This is a genomic window from Mesorhizobium sp. WSM4983 (assembly GCF_029625765.1).
GTDB lineage: Bacteria > Pseudomonadota > Alphaproteobacteria > Rhizobiales > Rhizobiaceae > Mesorhizobium.
Window position 1 is genome coordinate 264,237 of record NZ_JARTVM010000003.1, and the last position, 20,419, is coordinate 284,655.

Sequence of the window (20,419 nt, forward strand, 5' to 3'; positions counted from 1 at the left end):
CAATGGCAGTCGAAGGTGCAAAGCTCGACACGATCACGCTTTCGGTGCTGCAGGCCGCCTTGCAGCAAGTTTGCGACGAGATGGATTTGACGTTTTCCCGCGCCGCTTTCTCGCCGGTGATCGCCGAGGCCAATGACCGCTCCGACGGCATCTATTCCGCCGCCGACGGCTCGCTCATCGCGCAAGGCGGCCAGGGCCTGCCGGTATTCGTCGGCGTCATGCAGTATTCGACCAAGACGGTGATCGAGATGATCGCCGACGGGCGCTGCCTGGCCCCCGAGCCCGGCGACATCTACATCGTCAACGACCCCTATCTCGGCGGCACGCATCTGATGGACGTGCGCTTCGTCATGCCGGTCTACCGCGACGGCAAAATCTTCTGCTGGCTGTCCAACACCGGCCATTGGCCGGATATCGGCGGCGCGGTGCCTGGCGGCTTCTCGGCCTCGGCCACCGCCGTCGAACAGGAAGGTCTGCGGCTACCGCCGGTGAAGCTGTTCAAGAAAGGCCTGCTCGATCCCGAGATCTACGCCATCATCTGCTCCAACATCCGCGTCGCCGACCAGCGCATCGGCGACATCCGTGCGCAGGCTGCGGCACTGCTGATCGGCCAGGACAGGCTCAATGAAATCCTCGATCGTTACGGCGACGAAACCGTTATTGAGGCCATCGCCGAACTGCGCCGCCGCGCCGCCGAACAGATGCGCGCCTCGATCGCCGTCATCCCCGACGGCGTCTACCGCTCACAGGCTTTTGTCGATTCCGACGGCGTGGTGAACGAGCCGCTGACCATCAATCTCGCCGTCGAGAAGAGGGGCGACAGCCTGACCTTCGATTTCGCCGGCTCGTCAAAGCCCTGCGCGGGCCCGATGAACAGCGTGCTGGCGACGACGCTGTCGTCAGTCTACCTCGCCATGCGCCATATCTTCCCCGAAGTGCCGATCAGCGCCGGCGCGTTCGAGCCGCTCAATGTCAAGCGGCCGGAAGATACCTTCCTCGACGCCAAATATCCGCGGCCGGTCTCGGGCTGCGCGGCGGAGGTTTCGCAGCGCATCGCCGAGGCCGTGTTCGCGGCGATGGTGCAGGCCTTGCCGGAGAAGGTCACGGCGGCGCCCGCCGGTTCCAGCGGCAATTTCGCGCTCGGCGGCAACGACCCGGCGCGCGGCCGCGACTATGTCATGTACCAGATTTCGGGCGGCGGCTATGGCGGCAATGCGGGCCATGACGGCTTGAGCAATGGATGCTCGACCATCGGCATTTCGAAATCGCCGCCGGTCGAAATCATGGAGCAGGCGTTCCCGGTGCTCTACCGCCATTACGCGCTGCGCGAAGGCTCCGGCGGCGCCGGCAAACATCGCGGCGGCTTCGGGCTCGCCTACGAGGTCGAGATCCTGCGCGGTGAAGCCCGCGCGTCCTTCGTCATGGACCATGGCCGTTTCGGGCCGCAGGGCGCGCTTGGCGGCAGGGATGGCGCGCCAAACAGCGTGACCGTGTTCCGGGGCGGCGAAGCGCATGTGCCGCCGCATCTGTCGAAAGAGCAGGATATCGCGCTCAAGGCCGGCGACCGCGTGCGTGTCGGCACGCCCGGCGGCGGCGGCTATGGCGATCCGCGCGAGCGCGATCCGAAGCAGGTCGCCGAAGATGTCCGGCTCGGCTACTACACGGCCGAGCAGGCGCGGGAGATGTTCGGGGCCGATCCGGAGGTTTGATCAGGCCAACTTTGCCAGCAGCCGCAAGAAGGTCGCAGCCTCCTTGGCCGTGAGCGGCGCCAGCGTTTCCTCGGTGATGGTGCGCGCAAGCGGGATCAGCCGCTCGATCGCCTCGCGGCCTTCAGCCGTCAGATTGACCAGCAGCCGCCTCTTGTCCACCTCGTGCTTGGAAAGCTCGACCAGCCCGCGCGCCTTCAGCCGGTCGATGACGCCCTTTACGGTCGCGGCATCCATGGCGATCAGCGTGCCGAGCTGGTTCTGCGAGGTCTCGCCGATGTCGTAGAGCTTGGCGAGAGCGGCGAATTGCGGCGGCGTCAGATCGCCAATGTGGGAGGCGAAGATCGCCACATGGCGCTGATGCGCCTTGCGCAGGATGAAGCCGACCTGGTCCTGCAGATGGTAGTTGTTCTCGTCCAGCTCTTCGGCCTCGACCAGCCGCAGCAGATTGTCCTCGCCGCTCATCTCAAGCCGTCCCAAGCCTTGATGTCTCCGGCCGCAAGGCCGCCCATGCGGTTGTGGACGCGCGGGCCGCAGGTCATGGCGAGGCAGAACAAGATCTCGTCGAGACGCGGGCCGTCGCTGATGCCGACTTCCATCGCGTCGAAATGGCTGCGCACATAGGCAGCGTTGATGTGGCCGAGCGGAACATCGAGCCGTGCGCCGAAGGCGCCGACCTTCTTCGCCGACGGCACGATCGCCTTGGCGTCGCCGAGCCGCTCGCGCATGGCGTAGCCGCCGGGCACGTGCCAGAGCGCGCCGTGCTCCAGTTCGCCGGCACTGCCGACGATGGCGCCCTTGCCGTAACCGTCGATCTTTTTCACATCGCCGCCAAGCGCGGCGATCAGCCTGTCGGAAAGCAACAGCCCGAGCGGCTTCAGGTCCTCCATCGCGCCCTGCAGGTCCTCGACATAGCGACCGGCAAACGGGTTCTTGACCACGGCGAGAGCCGCGGCGCGCAGGCGCGGCTCCTTCGCCGCTGGGCCGCCGTCGTGGAAGATCTCTTCGGTCAGCACCGCGACCTTGCGGATCGGGAATTCAGGCATGGGCAGTTTCCTTCGCTTTATGCTTGTTGGGCGCAGCGAGCGCCACGGAGCCACTGATGCGGGTTTGGCCGGCAAGGAACAGCGCCGACGCGGCGATCAGGCCGCGCCGACGAAAATCTTCGGCGACGGCAAGGCCGTTATCCAGCGCCCGGGCCGCCTCGCCGGGCGCTAGCCCGCCGACGTCCTGCGTCACCAGCCGTTCGCCGAGATCGCTGTCGGGCGAAAGGTCCCGCGCGGGCACGCGATGAACCGCTGGATGCCCAGGCAGGTCGACCGCGTTGGCAATCAGCGTCGCCGCGGCATCCGCCTCGGCGCCGGTCCGCGCCAGCACGGTTACCGCGTCGGCGATGCCCAGCGAAAAGGAGCGGCCGCGCCAGCCACTGGTGGCGACACCGCGCACGCCGTCTTCGGCGCGGATCGTGATGCGGTCGGCCATGCCGTGCCCGGTGCCGGCGATCGCCAGCGTTATCGTGCCGCCCTTGCCGAGATGAATGGCGCTGTCGCCGCCATTGTTGACGTAGGCGCGCTCGAGCCGGCGTCCGGCGAGAAGCGCGGCCAGAACTTCGTCGGCTACCGAACCGGCAACGGCGGCCATCGGCGTGATGAAGCTTTCCGCGAGCGGTGCGACCGCGGCCTCCATGCGCCGCGCGGTCGGACCTGCAAAAACGCTCGGCGTCAAAGACGCCGGACGGCGCAATTCGGGAAGCTCCTCGACCAGTTCGGTCAGGATTGTCTGGAAGCGCGCGACGGCCTGCGCGCAGGCGGCGCGGCGTTCAGCTGCATCGCCAAAGGCCTCGACGATGAGGTCGATCGGCCCGTGATTGAGATGAAGCCGCCTGCCGTCGGCGAGCCAATGCGCCTGCGGACCGTTCATCAGTCGGCCCCATTGGCCGGGGTGCGGCGCAATTGCGCCAACGGCGGCCAGGGATTGCCGGCCGGCGCGCCGGCATTGCTGCGCGGATTAAGGTACTCGCCGCCTTTGGCGAGGATATCCTCGACGCTGCGGATTTCGTTCTCATAACCGCCGAGCCGGACGTAGTCGTCGCGGCGCATGGTGAATTCGATCGGCGCGACCAGCGCCGGCGTCGGCACATAGCCGAATGCGCCTTCCGGCACGCGGGTGACATCGACCATCAGGGTGATGCCGCCGCCCGGCCAGACATAGACCGGCGCGCCGCCGACCGTGACATAGGTCTTCAGGCCCTGAACCGAGCGGGTGAGATTGACCGGGTTTTCGGTGACGCCGGCGCGCAGCGAGCCGCCGGCGCCGCCGATGAAGAGCACGGTGCACAGGGCCGGCTCGCAATTGTCCTCGATCAGGCCGACGGATTTCTGCAGCCGCTCCGGGAACGGTTTTTCGACCGGTTTCAACTGATCGTCCAGTTCGTAGTAAGCGAACTGTTCGCCCGTGGTCGAGACCATCAGCAGCGACAGGCCGGGGCGAGCACCCTTCTTGGCGTTCCAATCGCCCAGGATCGACAGCGGATCGGAGATCGTCGTGCCGCCCCAGCCGAGACCGGGCTCCGAAACCTTGAAGTAGCGGCCGGGCGTCGAGCGGCGGCCGATGATCTTTATCCCGGTATCCTCCCAGCCCAATACCTTGCCGGCCTGATGTTCCGACACGACGCCGGTGATATGGTCGTCAACCACCACAACCTCGTCGACGAGCCCGCGCCATTGCGTGGCGAACATGCCGATGGTGGCCGAACCGCAGCCGACGCGCATGCGATGCTCGATCTTGCCGTCGATGACCGGCGCCTTGCCAGCCTCGACAATGACCGTCGCACCGCCGTCGATGGTGAGCTCGACCGGCTTCCTGTTGCAGAGGTTGAGAAGCGCGTGGCAAGTCGCGCGGCCTTCAGCCTTGGAGCCGCCGGTCAAGTGATGCACGCCGCCAAGCGACAGCATCTGCGAGCCATATTCGCCAGTGGTGACGTGGCCGATCGCCTCGCCTTCCGAGCGCACAGTCGCCGTCTCGTCGCCGATGTGGCGGTCCGTATCGATCTTCACCTTGACGCCGCAATAGGAGAAGATGCCCTCGGTGACGACGGTGACGAGATCGACGCCCTCGACCTCCTGGCTGACGATGAAAGGTGCGGGCTTGTAATCCGGGTAGGTGGTGCCGGCGCCGATCGCGGTGACAAAGCGGCGGCCGGTGTTGACCAGCTCGCCACCCCACTCCTCGCCCTCGGCGACGAATGGCACGACCGCGCCGCCGGTCTCGGCCGCGTGGTCGAGGATGGTCAGGGGATCCATGCGCACGATGCGCCCGCCGACATTGCCGTAGCGGTCGCAGGCGCCGGTGCGGCCGTCGGCGATGTAGCACATCACCGGACAGGCATCGCAGCGGATCTTCTCCGCCACCTGCTTCTCACCGGGATCGTGGGTTTCGAAACGTTCGGCAAGCTCGCTCATCGGCGCGCCTCCTTTTCGCGGATCGCCGCCAGGATGCGGCTCGGCGTCGCCGGGACTTTAGTGACCAGCACGCCGGTGGCATGTCGGATGGCGTTGAGGATCGCCGGCGCGGTCGGGATCAGCACATGTTCCCCCAAACCCTTGGCGCCGAAAGGTCCTTCCGGGTCCGGAACTTCCACCAATATGTGCTCAACCGGCGGCACGTCGCCGATGGTCGGGATGAGGTAGTCGTGCAGGTTCTCGGTGCGGCCGGGGATATATTCCTCCATCAGCGCCATGCCGATGCCTTGCGCGATGCCGCCCTCGATCTGCCCCTCGACCAGTACCGGGTTGATGGCCTTGCCGACATCATGCGCGGCGGTGATCTTGAGCAGCTTCACCGTGCCCAGCTTGAGATCGACCTCAAGCTCGGCGATCTGGGCGCCATAACCATAGACGGCGTAGGGCTTGCCCTGGCCCTTGGCGTCGAGCGGCAGCGTGGGCGGATCGTAGGTCTCTTCCGCGACGAACACCAAGCCATCGGCATCGATCTTCAGTGTACGCAGATCGATGCGTCGCGTCGCATCCCCCTCGCGGATGGAGATGCTTGCGCCGTCGAGCGCGATCGTTGCTTGATCGGACACATTGGCGAAACGCAGGATCTTTTCGCGCAGCGCGCGGCCCGCCTTCTCCGCCGCCTTGCCGGTGACAAAAGTCTGGCGCGAGGCGGATGTCTTGCCGGCGTCGGGCGTGATGGCGGTGTCGGCGCTCTTCAGCCTGAACTTGTCCAGCGGCAGGCCGAGCGCATCGGCACAGATCTGGGTGATTACCGTGTTCGAGCCTTGGCCGATGTCGACGGCGCCCTGGTGGAGCACGACATCTCCGGAGGCAGAGATGCCGACCTTGATCGTCGAAGGATTGGGCAGCGAAGTGTTGCCGCAGCCATACCAGCAAGAGGCGACACCGACGCCGCGCTTGCTTGCGGTGTTGACGGCGTTGAAGGCTTCCGCCTCGCCAAGCGCGCGCGCCCAATGCGGTTGAAGCAACTCCAGGCATTCACCGATGCCCACGCCCGATTCCAGGCGCTGGCCAGTGACCGTTTCGCACCCGTTCCGAAGGCAGTTCTTTAGCCGGAAATCGAGCCGATCCATGCCAAGCTTGCCGGCGAGCTCGTCGTAGAGGGTTTCCTGCATGATGGTCGCTTGCGGCACGCCGAAGCCGCGGAAGGCGCCGGCGATCGGGCCGTTGGTGTGGATGGCCCTGCCCGTCGCCCGGTAGTGTGGCGTCTGATAGGGGCCGGAGGCATGCACCGGCACGCGGTTTGCAACCGTCGGGCCCCAGCTTGCATAGGCGCCGGTGTTGAAGTCACCCTCAAAGATCATGCCGGTGACGCGGCACTCGGAATCGGCACCGATGGTCGCCTCCATCTCGGCCGGATGACGCTTGGTGGTCGACATCATGGATTCGTTGCGCGTGTAGGCGAGTGCCGCCGGCCTGCCGGTCTTCATCGCCACAAGGCCGATCAGAGGCTGCAGCGAGACATCGAGCTTGGAGCCGAAGCCGCCGCCAGTGGCGGTCGGCACGATGCGCACCTTTTCGACCGGGAGGCCGAGCACCTTGGCCGTGTCGTCGCGATCCATGTAAGGCGCCTGCGTGCAGGCAACGACAACGAGCGTGTCGCCATCCATGTAAGCGAAGCCGGCTTCCGGCTCGATGTAGGCATGCTCGACGAAGGAAGTCTCGATGGCGCCGGAGACGGTGACAGCAGCGGCGGCAAGGGCACCGTCGGGATCGCCACGCTCGACATAGCCGGAGGTGAGCAGGTTCGCCGGGCGATGCCGGTGGATCAGCGCCGCGCCGTCGGCTTTCGCCTCGCGGGGCTGCAGCACATGCGGCAGCTCCGTCCAGGCGATCGGAAAATCCGTCAGGTCGAGGTCGAGGATGGCTTCGCGCTCGCCCGCCACCAGCGCGATCGCCTCGCCGCGAAGGCGCGCGAAACCTTCGGCAAGGGCCGGCTGATCAGCAAAGGGGCCGATGACCCCGAAGCAGTTCTTGCCCGGAATGTCGGCGGCGGTGAAGACGCCGGCAATGCCGGGATGCTCTTTGGCCCAGGCGTCGATATCTCCGAAGCTGAAACCGGCGTGATAGTAGGGCGAGCGGACGACCAGCACCGACAGCGCGTCGTCCGGAAAGGAATCGCCGCCGAATTTTTCGTCGCCGGTAACCTTTGGCACGCCGTCGAGCCGGATCGGCGAGGCGCCGACGGCGCGGCCGACCTCCGGCAGGCGACGGTCGAAACCATCCATATGCTGCGAGGCATGCATCACCGCCGCGACGATTTTCCGGTACCCCGTGCAGCGGCAGAGCACGCCGCCGAGCGCATCCTGCGTCTCGGCCTCACTCGGCGTTGGGTTGCGCTCCAGCAGCGCGGTAGCCGCCACCAGCAGCCCCGGCGTGCAGATGCCGCATTGCGCGGCGCCGTGTTCGAGAAATGAGGCCTGCAAGGCCGACAACCTGCCGTTGGCGAGGCCCTCGACCGTGATGACGGCCGCGCCGGAGACCGAGGCCGCCGGCACAAGGCAGGCGCAGACGGGATTGCCGTCGACCAGCACGGTGCAGGCGCCGCAATCGCCGGCGTCGCAGCCGACCTTGGTGCCGGTCAGCCGCAACTCGTCGCGCAGAACCTGCGAGAGCCGCCGCACCGGCGGCACCGACACGCTGACAGCCGCGTCGTTGACCTCGAAGGCAATGTCGGTGCGCTCCATTGTCATGCGGCCACCTTGCCTTCGCCCAGGCTGGTCGCAGCGCACACCGCTCGGACAACGATCTCGCGCGCCGCATGCTCCCGGTATTCGGCGCTGCCGCGCACATCGGCGATTGGCGACAGTTCGTCGGTCGGCGCGGACAGCACCGCATCGGCGAGCGCGGCGGTAACCGGCTGGCCGCGCAGGGCCGCCTCGACGCCGGCAAGACGACGGGCGACGGCGGAGCAGGCGCCGACAGCGATAGCAGCATCGGCGACCACGCCATCTTCGATCACGAGACGCGCCGCCGCCATGGCGATCGAGATCACGAGATAGCGCCGCGCGCCAAGCTTGACGAAGGCGGACGAGCCGACAGCCGAACGTTTCGGCACACGAATGGCGGTAACCATCTCGTCTGGCTGCAGCGCCGTGCGGCGATTGCCGAGAATGAACCCGCCAAGCGGCAGGTAGCGCGTGGCTTTCGCCGACCGCAATTCGACTTCGGCATCGACCACCTGCAGCGCCGGCACGCCGTCGGCGGCGGGCGATGCGTTGCAGAGATTACCGGCGACCGACGCGACGTTCTGGATCTGGACCGAGCCGACTTCGCACGCGGCCGCCTTCAGCGCATCGAACGCCCTGGGCAGCTTGTGGCGCACGACGTCGGTCCAGGTGGTGCGGGCGCCGATCCGCCAATAGTCGTCCGTCTCGGCGATGCCGCGCAGCGCGGCGAGACCATTGATGTCGAGAATGTTGTCGCGGAATGGTTTCGCGCCCTGCGCCGGATAGAAATCGGTGCCGCCGGCCAGAATGCGCCAGCGGTCCTCGCCAAGCAGAGCGAGCGCCTCGTCGACCGTGGTGGGTTTCGCGTAACGGATCACGCTTTGCCTTCCCAGAAAGGGGCCTTTCCGAGGGAATCTGCCGCCGTCCAGCCGGGCAAATTCATTCGTATGCAAATGATATCAACTTCGCCGCGATTGTCAAAGCGAAGTGGTCGGCCACGGCTTTGTTATGCCTGTGGAGGTTGACGCAGCCGGCCATCTGGTCAAGGTTCCGTGTCCGGTCGCGTCAACTGGAGCCCAAGCCGAGGAAGAAGGGAGGCCGCATGGCCGACGAAGCGCTCATCGTCATCGACCTGCAGAACGACTTTTGCCCCGGCGGCGCGCTGGCCGTGGCCGGGGGCGACGAGATCGTGCCGCTGGTCAACGACCTGATCCGGCGGACCGATCACGTGATCCTCACGCAGGACTGGCATCCGGCCGGCCATTCGAGCTTCGCTTCCAGCCATCCAGGCAAGCAGCCCTTCGAAGCGATCGAGATGCCCTACGGGCCGCAGACGCTTTGGCCGGATCACTGCATCCAGGGCAGCCTTGGGTCCGATTTCCATTCCGGGCTCGCCTGGACCAAAGCGGAACTGGTCATCCGCAAGGGTTTCCGCACCGCGATCGACTCGTATTCGGCTTTCTTCGAGAACGACCACACGACCCCAACCGGCCTTGCCGGCTATCTCAAGGAGCGCGGCATCGACACCATCACCTTGGTCGGCCTGGCCACCGATTTCTGCGTCGCCTTCTCGGCACTCGATGCCGCCAAGCAAGGTTTCAAGACGACGGTGCGGCTGGATGCCTGCCGCGGCATCGATCTCAACGGCTCGGTCGGCACGATGCTGAAACGGATGCGCGAGGCCGGGGTGGTGCTCGAAGATCACCTTTCGGACTGACCGCGCCGTGAGGCATCGAGGGGGCTTTGCGACATTGGCGAAGGTGTTGGCGGCAACCATGACGGCCGCACTCCTTCTCGCCTTTCCACAAGCGGTTTTCGCAGCCGAGGCGCATGAGCTGCCCGGCGCGGCGATGTCGCTCTGGTGGGCGCTGCCCTTTGCCGGCCTGTTGCTGTCGATCGCGACCGGGCCGCTGCTGTTCCATCATGTCTGGGAGCATCATTACGGCAAGATCGCCGCCGCGTGGGCGGCACTTGCCGTGGTTCCGCTGGCGATCGCTTTCGGCATGCCGGCGGCAAGCGAGGCGGTGCTGCACACGCTGCTCACCGAATATCTGTCCTTCATCATCCTTTTGTTCGCGCTGTTCACCATTTCCGGCGGCATCCTGGTCGCCGGCAACATCCACGGCACGCCGCTGGTCAATTCCGGCCTGCTGCTGATCGGCGCAATCCTCGCCTCGGTCATCGGCACGACGGGCGCCTCGATGATCCTGATCCGGCCGATGCTGCGCGCCAACGACAACCGGCCGTTCAACGCGCATGTGGTGATCTTCTTCATCTTCCTGGTTTCGAACATCGGCGGCTCGCTGACCCCGCTCGGCGACCCGCCGCTCTTCGTCGGCTTCCTGCGGGGGGTCGACTTCTTCTGGACGACCGCGAACCTCTGGCGCGAGACGCTGTTCACCGGCGGGCTGGTGCTGATCATCTTCCTGGCGCTCGACATCGTGCTGCATCGCCGCGAGGGCGGCTTGCCGAAGATCAAGGACCCGACACCGGACACGAAGGTGCGCCTGCGCGGCCTCGCCAACCTGCCGCTGCTGGCCGGCGTGATCGGTGCGATCCTGCTTTCCGCCAGCTGGAAGCCGGGCATCAGCATCCCGATCCTCAGCATCGGCCTTGAACTGCAGAACCTGCTCCGCGACGCGATCATCCTGGCGCTGGCCTTTCTGTCGCTCAAAGTCTCGTACAAAAACCACAGGGAAGCGAACGGCTTCAGTTGGGGGCCCATCGCCGAGGTGGCGAAACTGTTTGCCGGCATCTTCATCTGCATCGTGCCGGTTATCGCCATCCTGAGAGCCGGGCACGATGGCGCGCTGGCGCCGCTGGTTTCGCTGGTCACCTCGGCGGACGGCCAGCCCGACGATCTCGCCTATTTCTGGCTGACCGGAGCGCTGTCGTCCTTCCTCGACAACGCGCCGACCTATCTGGTGTTCTTCGAGCTTGCCGGCGGCGACGCCAGGCACCTGATGACGGAGGCGGCCTCCACGCTCGCCGCGATCTCGGCCGGCGCCGTGTTCATGGGCGCCAACACTTATATCGGCAATGCGCCGAACTTCATGGTCTTTGCTATCGCCAGACATCGCGGCTTCAAGGTGCCGGGCTTCTTCGGCTACATGGCGTGGTCCGGCCTGGTGCTGATCCCGACGTTTTTGATCGCGGGGTTTTTGTTTTTTAGGTGAAGCGGTGCAGAGCTTTACCTCCCCTTGTGGGGAGGTCGGGCCAGGTCCGGGTGGGGCTCGGCGCCAGCTCCCGCTGCTTCGCAGTGACCTTCAGCCCACGCCCACATAGCGCCGAACCGCGGAGGGGTCGGCGCGCAGTTCCTCGACATCGACGGTCTCGCGGTTGCGGCCGTTCTCGATGAATGAGATGCGGTCGGCGACCGACAGCACGGCGTCGACGCGCTGCTCGACCAGGATCGTCGAGACGCCCAGATCGCGCAGCTTCGCCACCGTCTCGCGGATCTTGGCGATCATCGACGGCATCAGCCCTTCGGTGGGTTCGTCGAGAAGAAGCACCTGCGGCTCGAGGCAGAGCGCACGCGCCATGGCAAGCATTTGCTGCTCGCCTCCGGAAAGCGTGCCGGAGCGTTGCTTCAAGCGCTCTCGCAACAGCGGGAAAAGGCCGAGGACGCGTTCCCGCGTCGCCTTGCCCTTGCCGCGGGCCATCAGGCCGATCTCGACGTTTTCCGCCACCGTCATGTCGGCGAATAATCGCCGGCCCTGCGGCACATAAGCGACGCCCGTCTTCGGCACGTCATGCGCGGCAAGCCCGGTCAGCTCCTTGCCTGCCAGTCTGATCGAACCGGCAGCGGCCGGAACCAGCCCCATGATCGCCTTCAGCGTCGTCGTCTTGCCGGCGCCGTTGCGGCCGAACAGGCAAAGCACTTCGCCCTTGTTGAGGACAAGGTCGAGCCCGTAGAGCACCTGCACCTCGCCGTAAAAACAGTCGAGGCCGGAAATGGCGAGCAGCCCGCTCTCGGTGCCGAGGAGATCAGCCATGGGTCGCTCCGAGATAGGCATCCTGCACCTCGGCATTGGCGCGGATCTGCTCGGGCGTGCCCTCAGCGAGAATCTTTCCCGAATTGAAGACGGTGATGCGGTCGGCAAGCTGCATGACCACCGGCATGTTGTGCTCGATGAGCAGCACGGTGGCATCCTTGGCGATCTCGCGCACCAGTAGGACGAAATTGTCGATCTCGCTGTCGGCCAGCCCTTGCGTCGGCTCGTCAAGGATCAACAGGCGCGGCCTCAGCGCCAGGCCCATTGCCACCTCCAGCAGGCGCTGGTGGCCGTAGGAAAGCTGGCCGGCCGGCGTGCCGGCGCGGTCGGCGAGGCCGGTGCGTTCCAGCGCCGCCATGACGCCGCTCCTCACCTGCCCCTTCGAGCGGCCGTCGGTCAGCGTGCGCTGCACCGGCAACGCGACATTGTCGTAGGCCGTGAGATTGGCGAAGACGCTGGTGATCTGGAAGGTGTAGGCAACGCCGAGGCGAACCCTTTTGTAAGCCGGCATGGTCGTGATGTCGGCGCCGTCGAAGACGATCATGCCGGAGGACGGCTGGATGCGGCCGCTGAGCAGACTGACGAAAGTTGTCTTACCGGCGCCATTGGGGCCGATGATGGCGCGGATTTCGCCCGGCATCAGCGCGAAATCGACGCCGTCGACGGCGCGCAAGCCCCCGAAACGGCGCGAAAGACCCTTGGTGGTGAGCAGCGGCATCACGGCAACCATCCGAGCCAGCGCTGGCGGACGCTGCCCAGAACGCCCTTCGGAAAGAAGAGCACCAGCACGATCAGCGCCACGCCGACGATCAAAAGATAGGCGGAGGTGAAGCCGCTGGTGATGTCGGTGACATAATACATGAACAGCGTGCCGATGAGCGGCCCGAGAATGGTCGCGGCGCCGCCGAGCAGCACCCAGAGCAGTGGCAGGATCGAATACTGCACCGACGCGAAGCTCGATCCAATATAGCCGAACAGCAGCGCGTAAGCCGCACCGGACGCGGCGCAGATGGCGCCCGAGGCAATGACGGCGACGAGCTTGTTGGCGACGGTGTCGTAGCCCAGCATCTTCGTGCGCTCCTCATTCTCGCGAATGGCGACCAGCACGCGGCCGAAGCGGGAGCGAACGACGGCAAGCGTGATGAGCAGCACGACCGAGAACAGCGCCAGAGCGCTCATGTAGCGCACAGTCGGATTGGTCAGGTCGAGCGATGCGCCGCCGATCGCGATTATTCTCGACGGCTGCTGGATGACAAGGCCCTGGTCGCCGCCGGTCCAGGCGGCGAAATAAAGGATGAGCAGATAGAAGACCTGCGCGAACATCATGGTGACGATCATGAAGGCCACACCCGATGTGCGCAGCGCGAGCAGGCCGATGACCAAGGCAAGCAGGGCGCCGCAGGCAACCCCGGCGACGAAGGCTTCCGGCACGCCCCAGCCCAATTGATAGACAGCCAGCCCGGCACCATAGAGGCCGGCCGAGAAGAACATGGCGTGACCGAGGCTGAGCAGGCCGACATAGCCGAAGAGCAGGTTGTAGCCCATGGCGAAGACGGCAAGCGCCATGATGCGCGCGAACAGGCCCTGATGATAATCGGGCAGGACGAAATTCAGCGCGAACAGGAGCGCGATGACGCCGATATGCAGCGCGTAGGTCTTCGCGGGGGAAGCATCCTTCATCGTGCCGTCGTCCCGAACAGGCCTTGCGGCCGGAACACCAGCACCATGGCGACCACCAGCGTGGCGATGATCTTGGCCAAGGTCGGCGAGAAGAACACCGAGACAATGCCGTCGGAGAGGCCGATCAGAATGGCGGCGACCACCGTGCCGCGCAATGAGCCGAGGCCGCCGATGATGACGACGATGAAGGACAACAGCAGCGGGTCCTGCCCCATCAGGTAGTGCGCCTGGCTGATCGGCACGATCAGCACCGCCGCGATTGCCGCCAGCATGGCGCCGATGGCGAACACGCCGGCATAGACACGCTCGACGGGGATGCCGAAGGCCTGCGCCGTCTCGCGGTCATACTGGGTGGCGCGCATGATCAGGCCGATTTTCGTCCGTGTCAGCACCAGCCAGGTGATCACCAGCAGAACCGCGGAGGCGGCAATGACCGAGAGCTTGTAGCCTGAATAGCCGAACCACGGCAGCAGGATGCGGTAGTTGAAGGGCGGCTCGACCGGGCGCGCTTCCGGGCCGTAGAAGGTCAGCGCCAGCTGCTGGATGATATAGAGCATGCCGATGGTGGCGACGATGGTGCCTTCTGGATTGTAGTTCAGCCGGCGCAGCACCAGCCATTCGGCAAGAAACGCGACCAGCCCGACCAGCAACGGCGCGATCACCAGCGCGGCGACGAAGCCGATCGCGGGATGGCCGGAAATCGCCGTCGAGATCGCCCAGGCAAGCACTGCGCCCAACATGAAGAACTCGCCATGCGCGACATTGACGATGCGCATGACGCCGAACACCAGCGACAGGCCAAGCGCCGTCAGCGCCAGCACGGCGGACGTGACGAGGCCTTCCAGGGCGGCGAGCAGGAGGTGGGGTCCGAAGTGCATGGGCTAGATACCGGCGGATGCGCGAGGCACCCCCCACTGCCCTGCCGGACTGTCCGGCAGGACAGAGGGGGGTGGCTTGGCGCTCACGCTCGGTGAAACGTCGACGCTCACAACGCTTGCGTCGTGTAATCCCCTTCCGGCTCGTAGAGGCCGTCCTCGATCTTGGTCTTATGGACGACCTTCAGCTTGCCGCCTTCGACCTTGGAGATGTTCTGGATGCCGAAGCATTGGTGGATCTTGCCGTTAAAGGTTTTCGGACCCTGCGGATGCTCCGGCCCTTCGGCGAATTCCTTCAGCGCTTCGGTTGCCTCGACCAGCTTGGCGCGGTCTTCCGGCCCCTTATAGCCGGCATCCTCCATCGCCTTCTTGACGACATAGAGCGTCTCCCAGCAGCCGAACATGTGGGCAGCGGTGGAGACGTCCTTGGGATCGCCGACGGCGGCGCCATTGTCGTCGATGCCGACGGCGGCGCGATAGGCCTTCTGCGCGGCCGAGTCATCGGGCTGCGCGTAGCGCGGCGAGCCTTCCCAGAAATGGCTGCCGTCGAGGAATTCGAGGCCGGGGCTGTTGATGTCGACGGCTTCGAGGGAGTCGATGAAGCCGAAGAGCTGCGGCCTTTGCGAGCCGTAGAACTCGCCGAGCTCCTTGACGAAGGTGAGCACGGCCGGACCCACCATGACGTGGTAGATCACCTCGGTCTCGGCCGGGATCTGCGGGAAGTATTTGGTGAAGGACGACTCCGTCGGCGGGATGGCGATCTGCGCGATCACGTCGGCGCCTTGCGCCTTCAACGCCGGCGGCAGGTAGTCGCGATGGTCGTAGCCGAAGGCGAAGTCGGGGAAGATCTGCGTCACCTTCTTGCCGGCATTCGCCGCGATCCACGGCGCCATCGACTGGATCTGGCTCTTCACGTCGGTGATGCCGGGCTGGAAGACGTAGCGGTTGAGCTTGGTCGAGGCGACGTGGTGGCCTTCGCTGACCACGAAATAGGGGATCTTGTTTTCGCCGGCGGCGGGCGCCGAGCCGATCACCACATGCGAGAACAGCGTGCCGAAGATGATGTCGGTCTTATGCTGCGTGGCGAACTTGCCGACCACCTCGGCGCCGCGGGCAGGATCGGTGCCATCATCTTCGATCACCAGCTCGACCTTGCGGCCGCTGATACCGCCGGCATCGTTGATCGCCTTGACGGCGGCAGCGCTCGTCTTCTCGTACCAGCGGCCGTAGGCGGCGCCGATGCCGGTGCGGTGCGACTGGAAGCCGATCTTGATCGGCGCCGAACTCTGCGCCTGGCTGTAGCGAACGAAGCCGGGCGCGAGCGCCAGGCCGGCGCCGGCGGCGATGCCTTTCAGCGCTGTGCGGCGGGAAAGCGTGCTTTTGGAGAGGTCGAAAAATCCGTTCTTGTCAGCCATGTCCGTTCCCCTGTTTTCAGTTTTTTGACCAGCGATAAGGCGGCTCGATCCTCCGCGCTCGGAGGACGCGAAAATTGCATGTGTACAAACTAAATCACCAAAGCTGTGACGTGGCAAGCGAGCTTCCACCCGACCCGATTTTCGGGGCCATGCGCGCGTCATGACGGGCCCTTGTCTCATCCCGCCGTCGGCGTGGCAAGCAGCCATAGGCCGAATATGGTGTAGGCGATCATCAGAAGCGTCAGCGGCAGCTGGCTGAGCGCCGCGCGCGACGGCTGCGGGTGGAGTCGCCAGGCTAGGCCGTGTGCGATCAAGACCGCCAGCACATGGCCGACGATGATGACGCCGGCCTGCAGATTCCAGAGCCACCAGGCCGACTCGGCGCCGGCGACAACGCCCGCCTCGACCATCCTGTCGGCGGTGCCGAACAGGTTCCAGCCGAGCGCGAACGGGTCGGACAAAGCGACCAGCGCGTATTGGCCGTCGACGAGCAGCGCCGTGAGGTAGTGGGCGATGTGGTAGGCGAGCGCGATCGGCACGATCGACCAAATCAGGAGGCCGGCGGCTTTCTCGAAGGCTTGCCCGTCGCCGGCAAGGCGCTGGCCGAGTGAAACGGCAAGCGCGAACACGGCCGCCAACAAGATGAATGTCAGCACCAAGCCAAAGCTGCCGATGCCGATCAACGCGGTGCGGCCGGGAAATTCCAGCGGATTGACGCCGAACAGGCCGAGCCAGAAGAAGGTTTTGGAAAGACCGTCGAAGGATACGGACGAGAGCGCCAACAGCAGGAACGCCGTGCCGCTTGCCGGCAGCGACGAGGCGGAAAGCAGCTTCGCACCGGGCCAGCCGAGGTCGAGCCGGCCTTTTTCGCGCTGGACCGGCGCGAAGCGGGCGACCATGGAGAAAAAGACGGTCAGGAATTCGCCGCGCCGACTCCAGTCTTCGTAGCCGAAGACGCATATGGCGGCGAAACTGAGCAGCCAGTAGATGCCGGCGGCGAAGGCCAGGCGCGACGGATCGTCGGGCGCGGGATCGATGAGCTCGAACCAGGCGAAGCCGAAGAACAGGACGAACGCCGGCCAGTAGCCGAGCCATTTGGGAAGGCGCGATGGCTCGGCTTCGTCAGTGCGAAGGTTGAAGACGCGAGATGCAACGCGCCAGGGGCCGTACCACGGGTTGAGCCAGGACCAGAGATCGCCGAATACCCCCTGCAGCAGCGTGAAACCGGCCCAGAGCAGCGTCCAGATCATCAGAGGCAAGGGGTTGGAGAGTGGATCACGGCTGCCGAACAGGCCGGTGGCGATGAGAAGCACGAAGCCGGCAAAGGAAAGCAAGCTGAGGACGGTGCGCGGGTGGTCGCTGACAGTGAACAAAGAGAGGCGTCGGCGCCAGAAGCGGTCAAGAGCGGCGGGCGGCAGCAGCGCCAGCGTCAGAAAGCTGACAGCCACCGCCAGCGCGCCACCAGCGATGTAGTAGCCCGTGGGAAGAAGCAGGACATGGCCGCGGTCAGAGGCGTGGGCGAAGGCGGGGGTGGGGAGGAGAGGTATGAATGAGGCCGCCATTGCGAAGGACGTATTTCGAAGCCGTCGATTTCCACCGACGTGCTCCTTCGCACCCCCCTCTGTCCTGCCGGACATCTCCCCCGCAAGGGGGGAGATCGGATGTCGCGCGCGATTTCGCCAATTTTGACCGCCGCAGAAAGAGGCAGATTGCGCGAAACTGCCAATCTCCCCCCTTGCGGGGGAGATGTCCGGCAGGACAGAGGGGGGTGGGCGGGAACTCAAGTTATCCGGTTATCCGAAATTCTATTCGAGCAGTCCTCACACCTTGACCAGCTGCTCCACCCGCCCCTTCTCGCCGAAGATGCGCAAATAACGCTTGATCTCCTTCTCATCGCCGGTCGACTTGGCGGGGTTGTCGGAGAGCTTGACCGCCGGCCGGCCATTGGCTTCGCTGACCTTGCAGACCAGCGAGATGGCGTCGAGGCTGTTGGTCTCGGTCGGCGCGCAGCCTTCGAAATCATTGGTGAGGTTGGTGCCCCAGCCGAAGGACATGCGCACCTTGCCGCGGAAATGCTTGTAGGTCTCCTCGATGGTCTCGACCTCGAGCCCGTCGGAGAAGATGAGCAGCTTCTGTTTCGGATCCTTGCCCTTCTCGCGCCACCAGGAGAGGATCTTCTCGCCGCCTTCGATCGGCGGCGCGCTGTCGGGGCGGAAGCCGGTCCAGTCGGCGATCCAGTCCGGCGCGTCGCGCAGGAAAGCGGCGGTGCCGAACGTATCGGGCAGCACGATCAGCAGATTGCCGCCATAATAGCGCTGCCAGTCCTGCAGCACCTTGTAGGGCGCCTGCCTCAGCTCCTCAACGGAGTTGGCGAGTGCCGCAAACACCATAGGCAGTTCGTGCGCATTGGTGCCGAGCGCCTCGAGGTCGTTGTCCATGGCCAGAAGCACGTTCGACGTGCCGGTGAAAGCCTCGCCGATGCCTTCCTTCAGCGCCTCGACGCACCAGCGCTGCCACAGGAAGGAGTGGCGGCGGCGGGTGCCGAAATCGGAAATGCGGATGCCGGGCAGTGCCTTCAGCCGCTCGGTCTTGGCCCACATCTTGGCCTTGGCGCGGGCGTAGAGCACGTCGAGCGCAAACTGGCCGAAGGAGCGCATGGCGGCGCGCGAGCGCAGCTCGTTGATGATGGCGAGCGCCGGTATCTCCCACAGCGTGGTGTACATCCAGGGACCGGGGAAGGACAGTTCGTACTGGCCGTCGCGCTTGGTGAGTTCATAGTCGGGAAGGCGGAAATCCTCCAGCCAGGCGAGGAATTCCGGCTCGAAGATCTGCTTACGGCCATAGAAGGTGTTGCCGCCGAGCCAGATCATCTCCTTCTTGGTGAAGCGCAAGGTGCGAGCGTGGTCGAGCTGCTCGCGCAGTTCGCCTTCGTCGATCTCGTCGGCGAGCCGCACCGAGGTCGTGCGATTGATCAGCGTGAAGGTGGCGTCGACCTTGGGGTACATGCCCCAGATCATCTGCAGCATCAGCAGCTTGTAGAAATCGGTGTCCAGCAGGCTGCGGACGATGGGGTCCAGCTTCCAGGTGTGGTTGTAGACGCGCCGCGCTATATCGGTTCGTGCCATATCTGCTCACCCAAAAAGCGCGTCGCGCTTGCGTGATTCCAAGCGCGGCGCCTCAAGTCCCTGTTATGAAGCACTCCGGACGGAAAACCGCCGCGCAGCTCCCAGAATTTGTTAACCAGCTGCGGTCTTAGCATTGTATTTTTGAAAGCGCTTCCTGCTTTGCAAGCTGGCCCGACAAAAACCAGCTATGCAAGTCCAGCGATCATGACGCTGCGCCAGAGCATTCCACCGTTGCACGGCAACCGCGAAATGCTCTTGGCTTTTTTTGACGGGAATTTCCGGACGGAAAACCGCTCACACTTTTCCTGGAATCGCTCTAGCCCCGATCACCTTGAGCGCCGGGCGCTTCCTGCGGCTCGGCACACGGCCGGCGACCGGCGCATCGGCGCGGCCCTCGTCCTGCTCCTTTTCGGCAAAGAGCCAGTCGATGAAAAGCTGGACGATCGGCGCCGAGCGCATCTCGTTGCGGCAGACGACATAGAAGTCATCGACCGCCGGCACCGACAAAGCGAAGGGCGCGACGAGCATGCCCCTGGCGAGCAGGGCGCGCGCGGTCACGGAATCGCCGAGCGCCACGCCGTGGCCGTGGACGGCGGCCTCCACCGCTATGCGCGCGTCGCCGAGGTGATGGCGGCGGCCGCGCTCCAGATCGAGCGCGTCGGCGGCGGCCAGCCAGGTGTGCCACTCGCGGCCGTCGTCGCCATGCAGGAAAACGTGGTCGGCAAGGTCGCGCACGCTGCGGATCGGGCGGTTGTTGATCAGCGTCGGGCTGACCACCGGAAACAGCTCAAGACCCGACCATTTGCGTATCCAGCAGTCGCTCCAGCTGCCATCGCCATAATGCACGCAGACGTCGATGTGCGGCGCGCGGATGTCCCTGGCGTCGTTGGAGGGGATCAGCGTCAGCTGGATGTCGGGATATTGCGCGGTGAAGGAGCCGAGCCGCGGCGTCATCCACAACAAGAGCAGCGCCGGCACGCAGGACACCGACAGCACACCGGTGCTTGCGGGGCGTGTCATGCGCTGCGTGGCGGCGGCGATGCCGTCGAAGGCCGCCGAAACCGCCGGCAGGAACTCAGCGCCGTGCGGCGAAAGCTTCACGCGCTGACCCGCGCGCTGGAAAAGCTTTACGCCGAGCGATTGCTCGAGCGCCTTGATCTGATGGCTGACCGCGCCATGCGTGACATTGAGCTCGCCCGCCGCCTTGGTCAGCGAGGCATGTCGCGCCGTCGCCTCGAAAGCGCGCAACGGGTTCAACGGCGGCAAGCGCTTGGCCAAGGACAGCTCCCGACTTTGTGAGATTTTCTCACAGCAAAGACCCTAACAATATCAATTGATTTTTCAATACAGTTGCCCGACACTTTTGCCCGGAACAGCTCAACAGACGTAGATTTCGCAGGCGCCGGCGGGCAACGATCAGCCGGATGACTGCTGGC

The 20,419-nt window shown here is 65.2% G+C and carries 17 protein-coding genes; 3 read left to right on the forward strand and 14 right to left on the reverse strand.

Annotated features, from left to right (window positions below; genetic code table 11):
• Window positions 1–2: 2 nt before the first annotated feature.
• Complete coding sequence (locus tag P9254_RS12120) at window positions 3–1,709, forward strand: hydantoinase B/oxoprolinase family protein (protein WP_278054940.1); 1,707 nt, start codon at window positions 3–5, stop codon at window positions 1,707–1,709.
• Here P9254_RS12120 and P9254_RS12125 read toward each other — a convergent pair whose 3' ends face one another.
• Genes P9254_RS12125 through P9254_RS12150 form a run of 6 tightly spaced genes read right to left on the reverse strand, consistent with a single transcriptional unit; the run spans window position 1,710 to window position 8,771 of the window.
• Entirely contained in the window at window positions 1,710–2,171 is a 462-nt protein-coding gene (locus tag P9254_RS12125; RefSeq protein WP_095825566.1) for a MarR family winged helix-turn-helix transcriptional regulator, read from the reverse strand.
• A complete protein-coding gene (locus P9254_RS12130) occupies window positions 2,168–2,752 on the reverse strand; it encodes an amino acid synthesis family protein (protein WP_067324021.1) in 585 nt (194 codons plus the stop codon). The genes P9254_RS12125 and P9254_RS12130 overlap by 4 nt, the downstream gene beginning before the upstream one ends.
• Entirely contained in the window at window positions 2,745–3,626 is an 882-nt protein-coding gene (locus P9254_RS12135; protein WP_278052328.1) for a UPF0280 family protein, read from the reverse strand. Before P9254_RS12135 ends, P9254_RS12130 begins: the two co-directional genes overlap by 8 nt.
• On the reverse strand, window positions 3,626–5,167 hold the full coding sequence (locus P9254_RS12140) for a 6-hydroxynicotinate reductase (RefSeq protein WP_278052327.1): 1,542 nt from the start codon (window positions 5,165–5,167) through the stop codon (window positions 3,626–3,628). Before P9254_RS12140 ends, P9254_RS12135 begins: the two co-directional genes overlap by 1 nt.
• Complete coding sequence (locus P9254_RS12145; RefSeq protein ID WP_278054943.1) at window positions 5,164–7,917, reverse strand: molybdopterin-dependent oxidoreductase; 2,754 nt, start codon at window positions 7,915–7,917, stop codon at window positions 5,164–5,166. Before P9254_RS12145 ends, P9254_RS12140 begins: the two co-directional genes overlap by 4 nt.
• Window positions 7,914–8,771 (reverse strand): FAD binding domain-containing protein, encoded by an 858-nt coding sequence (locus tag P9254_RS12150; protein ID WP_278054945.1) that lies wholly within the window; start codon window positions 8,769–8,771, stop codon window positions 7,914–7,916. The genes P9254_RS12145 and P9254_RS12150 overlap by 4 nt, the downstream gene beginning before the upstream one ends.
• 224 nt (window positions 8,772–8,995) lie before the next feature.
• Here P9254_RS12150 and pncA point away from each other — a divergent pair, with 224 nt between their 5' ends.
• On the forward strand, window positions 8,996–9,610 hold the full coding sequence (gene pncA / locus P9254_RS12155) for a bifunctional nicotinamidase/pyrazinamidase (RefSeq protein ID WP_095776932.1): 615 nt from the start codon (window positions 8,996–8,998) through the stop codon (window positions 9,608–9,610).
• A 58-nt stretch (window positions 9,611–9,668) separates the two neighbouring features.
• Window positions 9,669–11,069 carry a sodium:proton antiporter gene (locus tag P9254_RS12160; protein WP_278054947.1) on the forward strand — a complete coding sequence of 467 codons (1,401 nt, stop codon included), beginning with the start codon at window positions 9,669–9,671 and terminating at the stop codon, window positions 11,067–11,069.
• 90 nt (window positions 11,070–11,159) lie between these two features.
• Here the strand turns inward: P9254_RS12160 and P9254_RS12165 are convergent, their stop codons facing one another.
• The 8 genes from P9254_RS12165 to gcvA form a co-directional block, all read right to left on the reverse strand.
• Entirely contained in the window at window positions 11,160–11,888 is a 729-nt protein-coding gene (locus P9254_RS12165; protein WP_278054949.1) for an ABC transporter ATP-binding protein, read from the reverse strand.
• On the reverse strand, window positions 11,881–12,609 hold the full coding sequence (locus P9254_RS12170; protein ID WP_278054950.1) for an ABC transporter ATP-binding protein: 729 nt from the start codon (window positions 12,607–12,609) through the stop codon (window positions 11,881–11,883). The genes P9254_RS12165 and P9254_RS12170 overlap by 8 nt, the downstream gene beginning before the upstream one ends.
• Window positions 12,606–13,568 carry a branched-chain amino acid ABC transporter permease gene (locus P9254_RS12175; protein ID WP_095799110.1) on the reverse strand — a complete coding sequence of 321 codons (963 nt, stop codon included), beginning with the start codon at window positions 13,566–13,568 and terminating at the stop codon, window positions 12,606–12,608. The genes P9254_RS12170 and P9254_RS12175 overlap by 4 nt, the downstream gene beginning before the upstream one ends.
• A complete protein-coding gene (locus P9254_RS12180; RefSeq protein ID WP_127239957.1) occupies window positions 13,565–14,446 on the reverse strand; it encodes a branched-chain amino acid ABC transporter permease in 882 nt (293 codons plus the stop codon). Before P9254_RS12180 ends, P9254_RS12175 begins: the two co-directional genes overlap by 4 nt.
• A gap of 107 nt (window positions 14,447–14,553) precedes the next feature.
• Window positions 14,554–15,858: an ABC transporter substrate-binding protein gene (locus tag P9254_RS12185; RefSeq protein WP_278054953.1), complete on the reverse strand. Its 1,305-nt coding sequence runs from the start codon at window positions 15,856–15,858 to the stop codon at window positions 14,554–14,556.
• A 176-nt stretch (window positions 15,859–16,034) separates the two neighbouring features.
• Complete coding sequence (locus P9254_RS12190) at window positions 16,035–17,420, reverse strand: hypothetical protein (RefSeq protein WP_442920310.1); 1,386 nt, start codon at window positions 17,418–17,420, stop codon at window positions 16,035–16,037.
• A 258-nt stretch (window positions 17,421–17,678) separates the two neighbouring features.
• Window positions 17,679–18,983, reverse strand: coding sequence for a nicotinate phosphoribosyltransferase (gene pncB / locus P9254_RS12195; protein ID WP_127216546.1), 1,305 nt, complete (start codon window positions 18,981–18,983; stop codon window positions 17,679–17,681).
• Window positions 18,984–19,277: 294 nt separating this feature from the next.
• A complete protein-coding gene (gene gcvA / locus P9254_RS12200) occupies window positions 19,278–20,261 on the reverse strand; it encodes a transcriptional regulator GcvA (protein ID WP_127216547.1) in 984 nt (327 codons plus the stop codon).
• Between the last annotated feature and the right edge of the window lie 158 nt (window positions 20,262–20,419).

Coding starts and splice junctions, on each gene's coding strand:
- P9254_RS12120 (WP_278054940.1), top strand. CDS start 3: ATGGCAGTCGAAGGTGCAAAGCTCGACACGATCACGCTTTCGGTGCTG.
- P9254_RS12125 (WP_095825566.1), bottom strand. CDS start 2,171: ATGAGCGGCGAGGACAATCTGCTGCGGCTGGTCGAGGCCGAAGAGCTG.
- P9254_RS12130 (WP_067324021.1), bottom strand. CDS start 2,752: ATGCCTGAATTCCCGATCCGCAAGGTCGCGGTGCTGACCGAAGAGATC.
- P9254_RS12135 (WP_278052328.1), bottom strand. CDS start 3,626: ATGAACGGTCCGCAGGCGCATTGGCTCGCCGACGGCAGGCGGCTTCAT.
- P9254_RS12140 (WP_278052327.1), bottom strand. CDS start 5,167: ATGAGCGAGCTTGCCGAACGTTTCGAAACCCACGATCCCGGTGAGAAG.
- P9254_RS12145 (WP_278054943.1), bottom strand. CDS start 7,917: ATGACAATGGAGCGCACCGACATTGCCTTCGAGGTCAACGACGCGGCT.
- pncA (WP_095776932.1), top strand. CDS start 8,996: ATGGCCGACGAAGCGCTCATCGTCATCGACCTGCAGAACGACTTTTGC.
- P9254_RS12160 (WP_278054947.1), top strand. CDS start 9,669: ATGACGGCCGCACTCCTTCTCGCCTTTCCACAAGCGGTTTTCGCAGCC.
- P9254_RS12165 (WP_278054949.1), bottom strand. CDS start 11,888: ATGGCTGATCTCCTCGGCACCGAGAGCGGGCTGCTCGCCATTTCCGGC.
- P9254_RS12175 (WP_095799110.1), bottom strand. CDS start 13,568: ATGAAGGATGCTTCCCCCGCGAAGACCTACGCGCTGCATATCGGCGTC.
- P9254_RS12180 (WP_127239957.1), bottom strand. CDS start 14,446: ATGCACTTCGGACCCCACCTCCTGCTCGCCGCCCTGGAAGGCCTCGTC.
- P9254_RS12185 (WP_278054953.1), bottom strand. CDS start 15,858: ATGGCTGACAAGAACGGATTTTTCGACCTCTCCAAAAGCACGCTTTCC.
- P9254_RS12190 (WP_442920310.1), bottom strand. CDS start 17,420: ATGGCGGCCTCATTCATACCTCTCCTCCCCACCCCCGCCTTCGCCCAC.
- pncB (WP_127216546.1), bottom strand. CDS start 18,983: ATGGCACGAACCGATATAGCGCGGCGCGTCTACAACCACACCTGGAAG.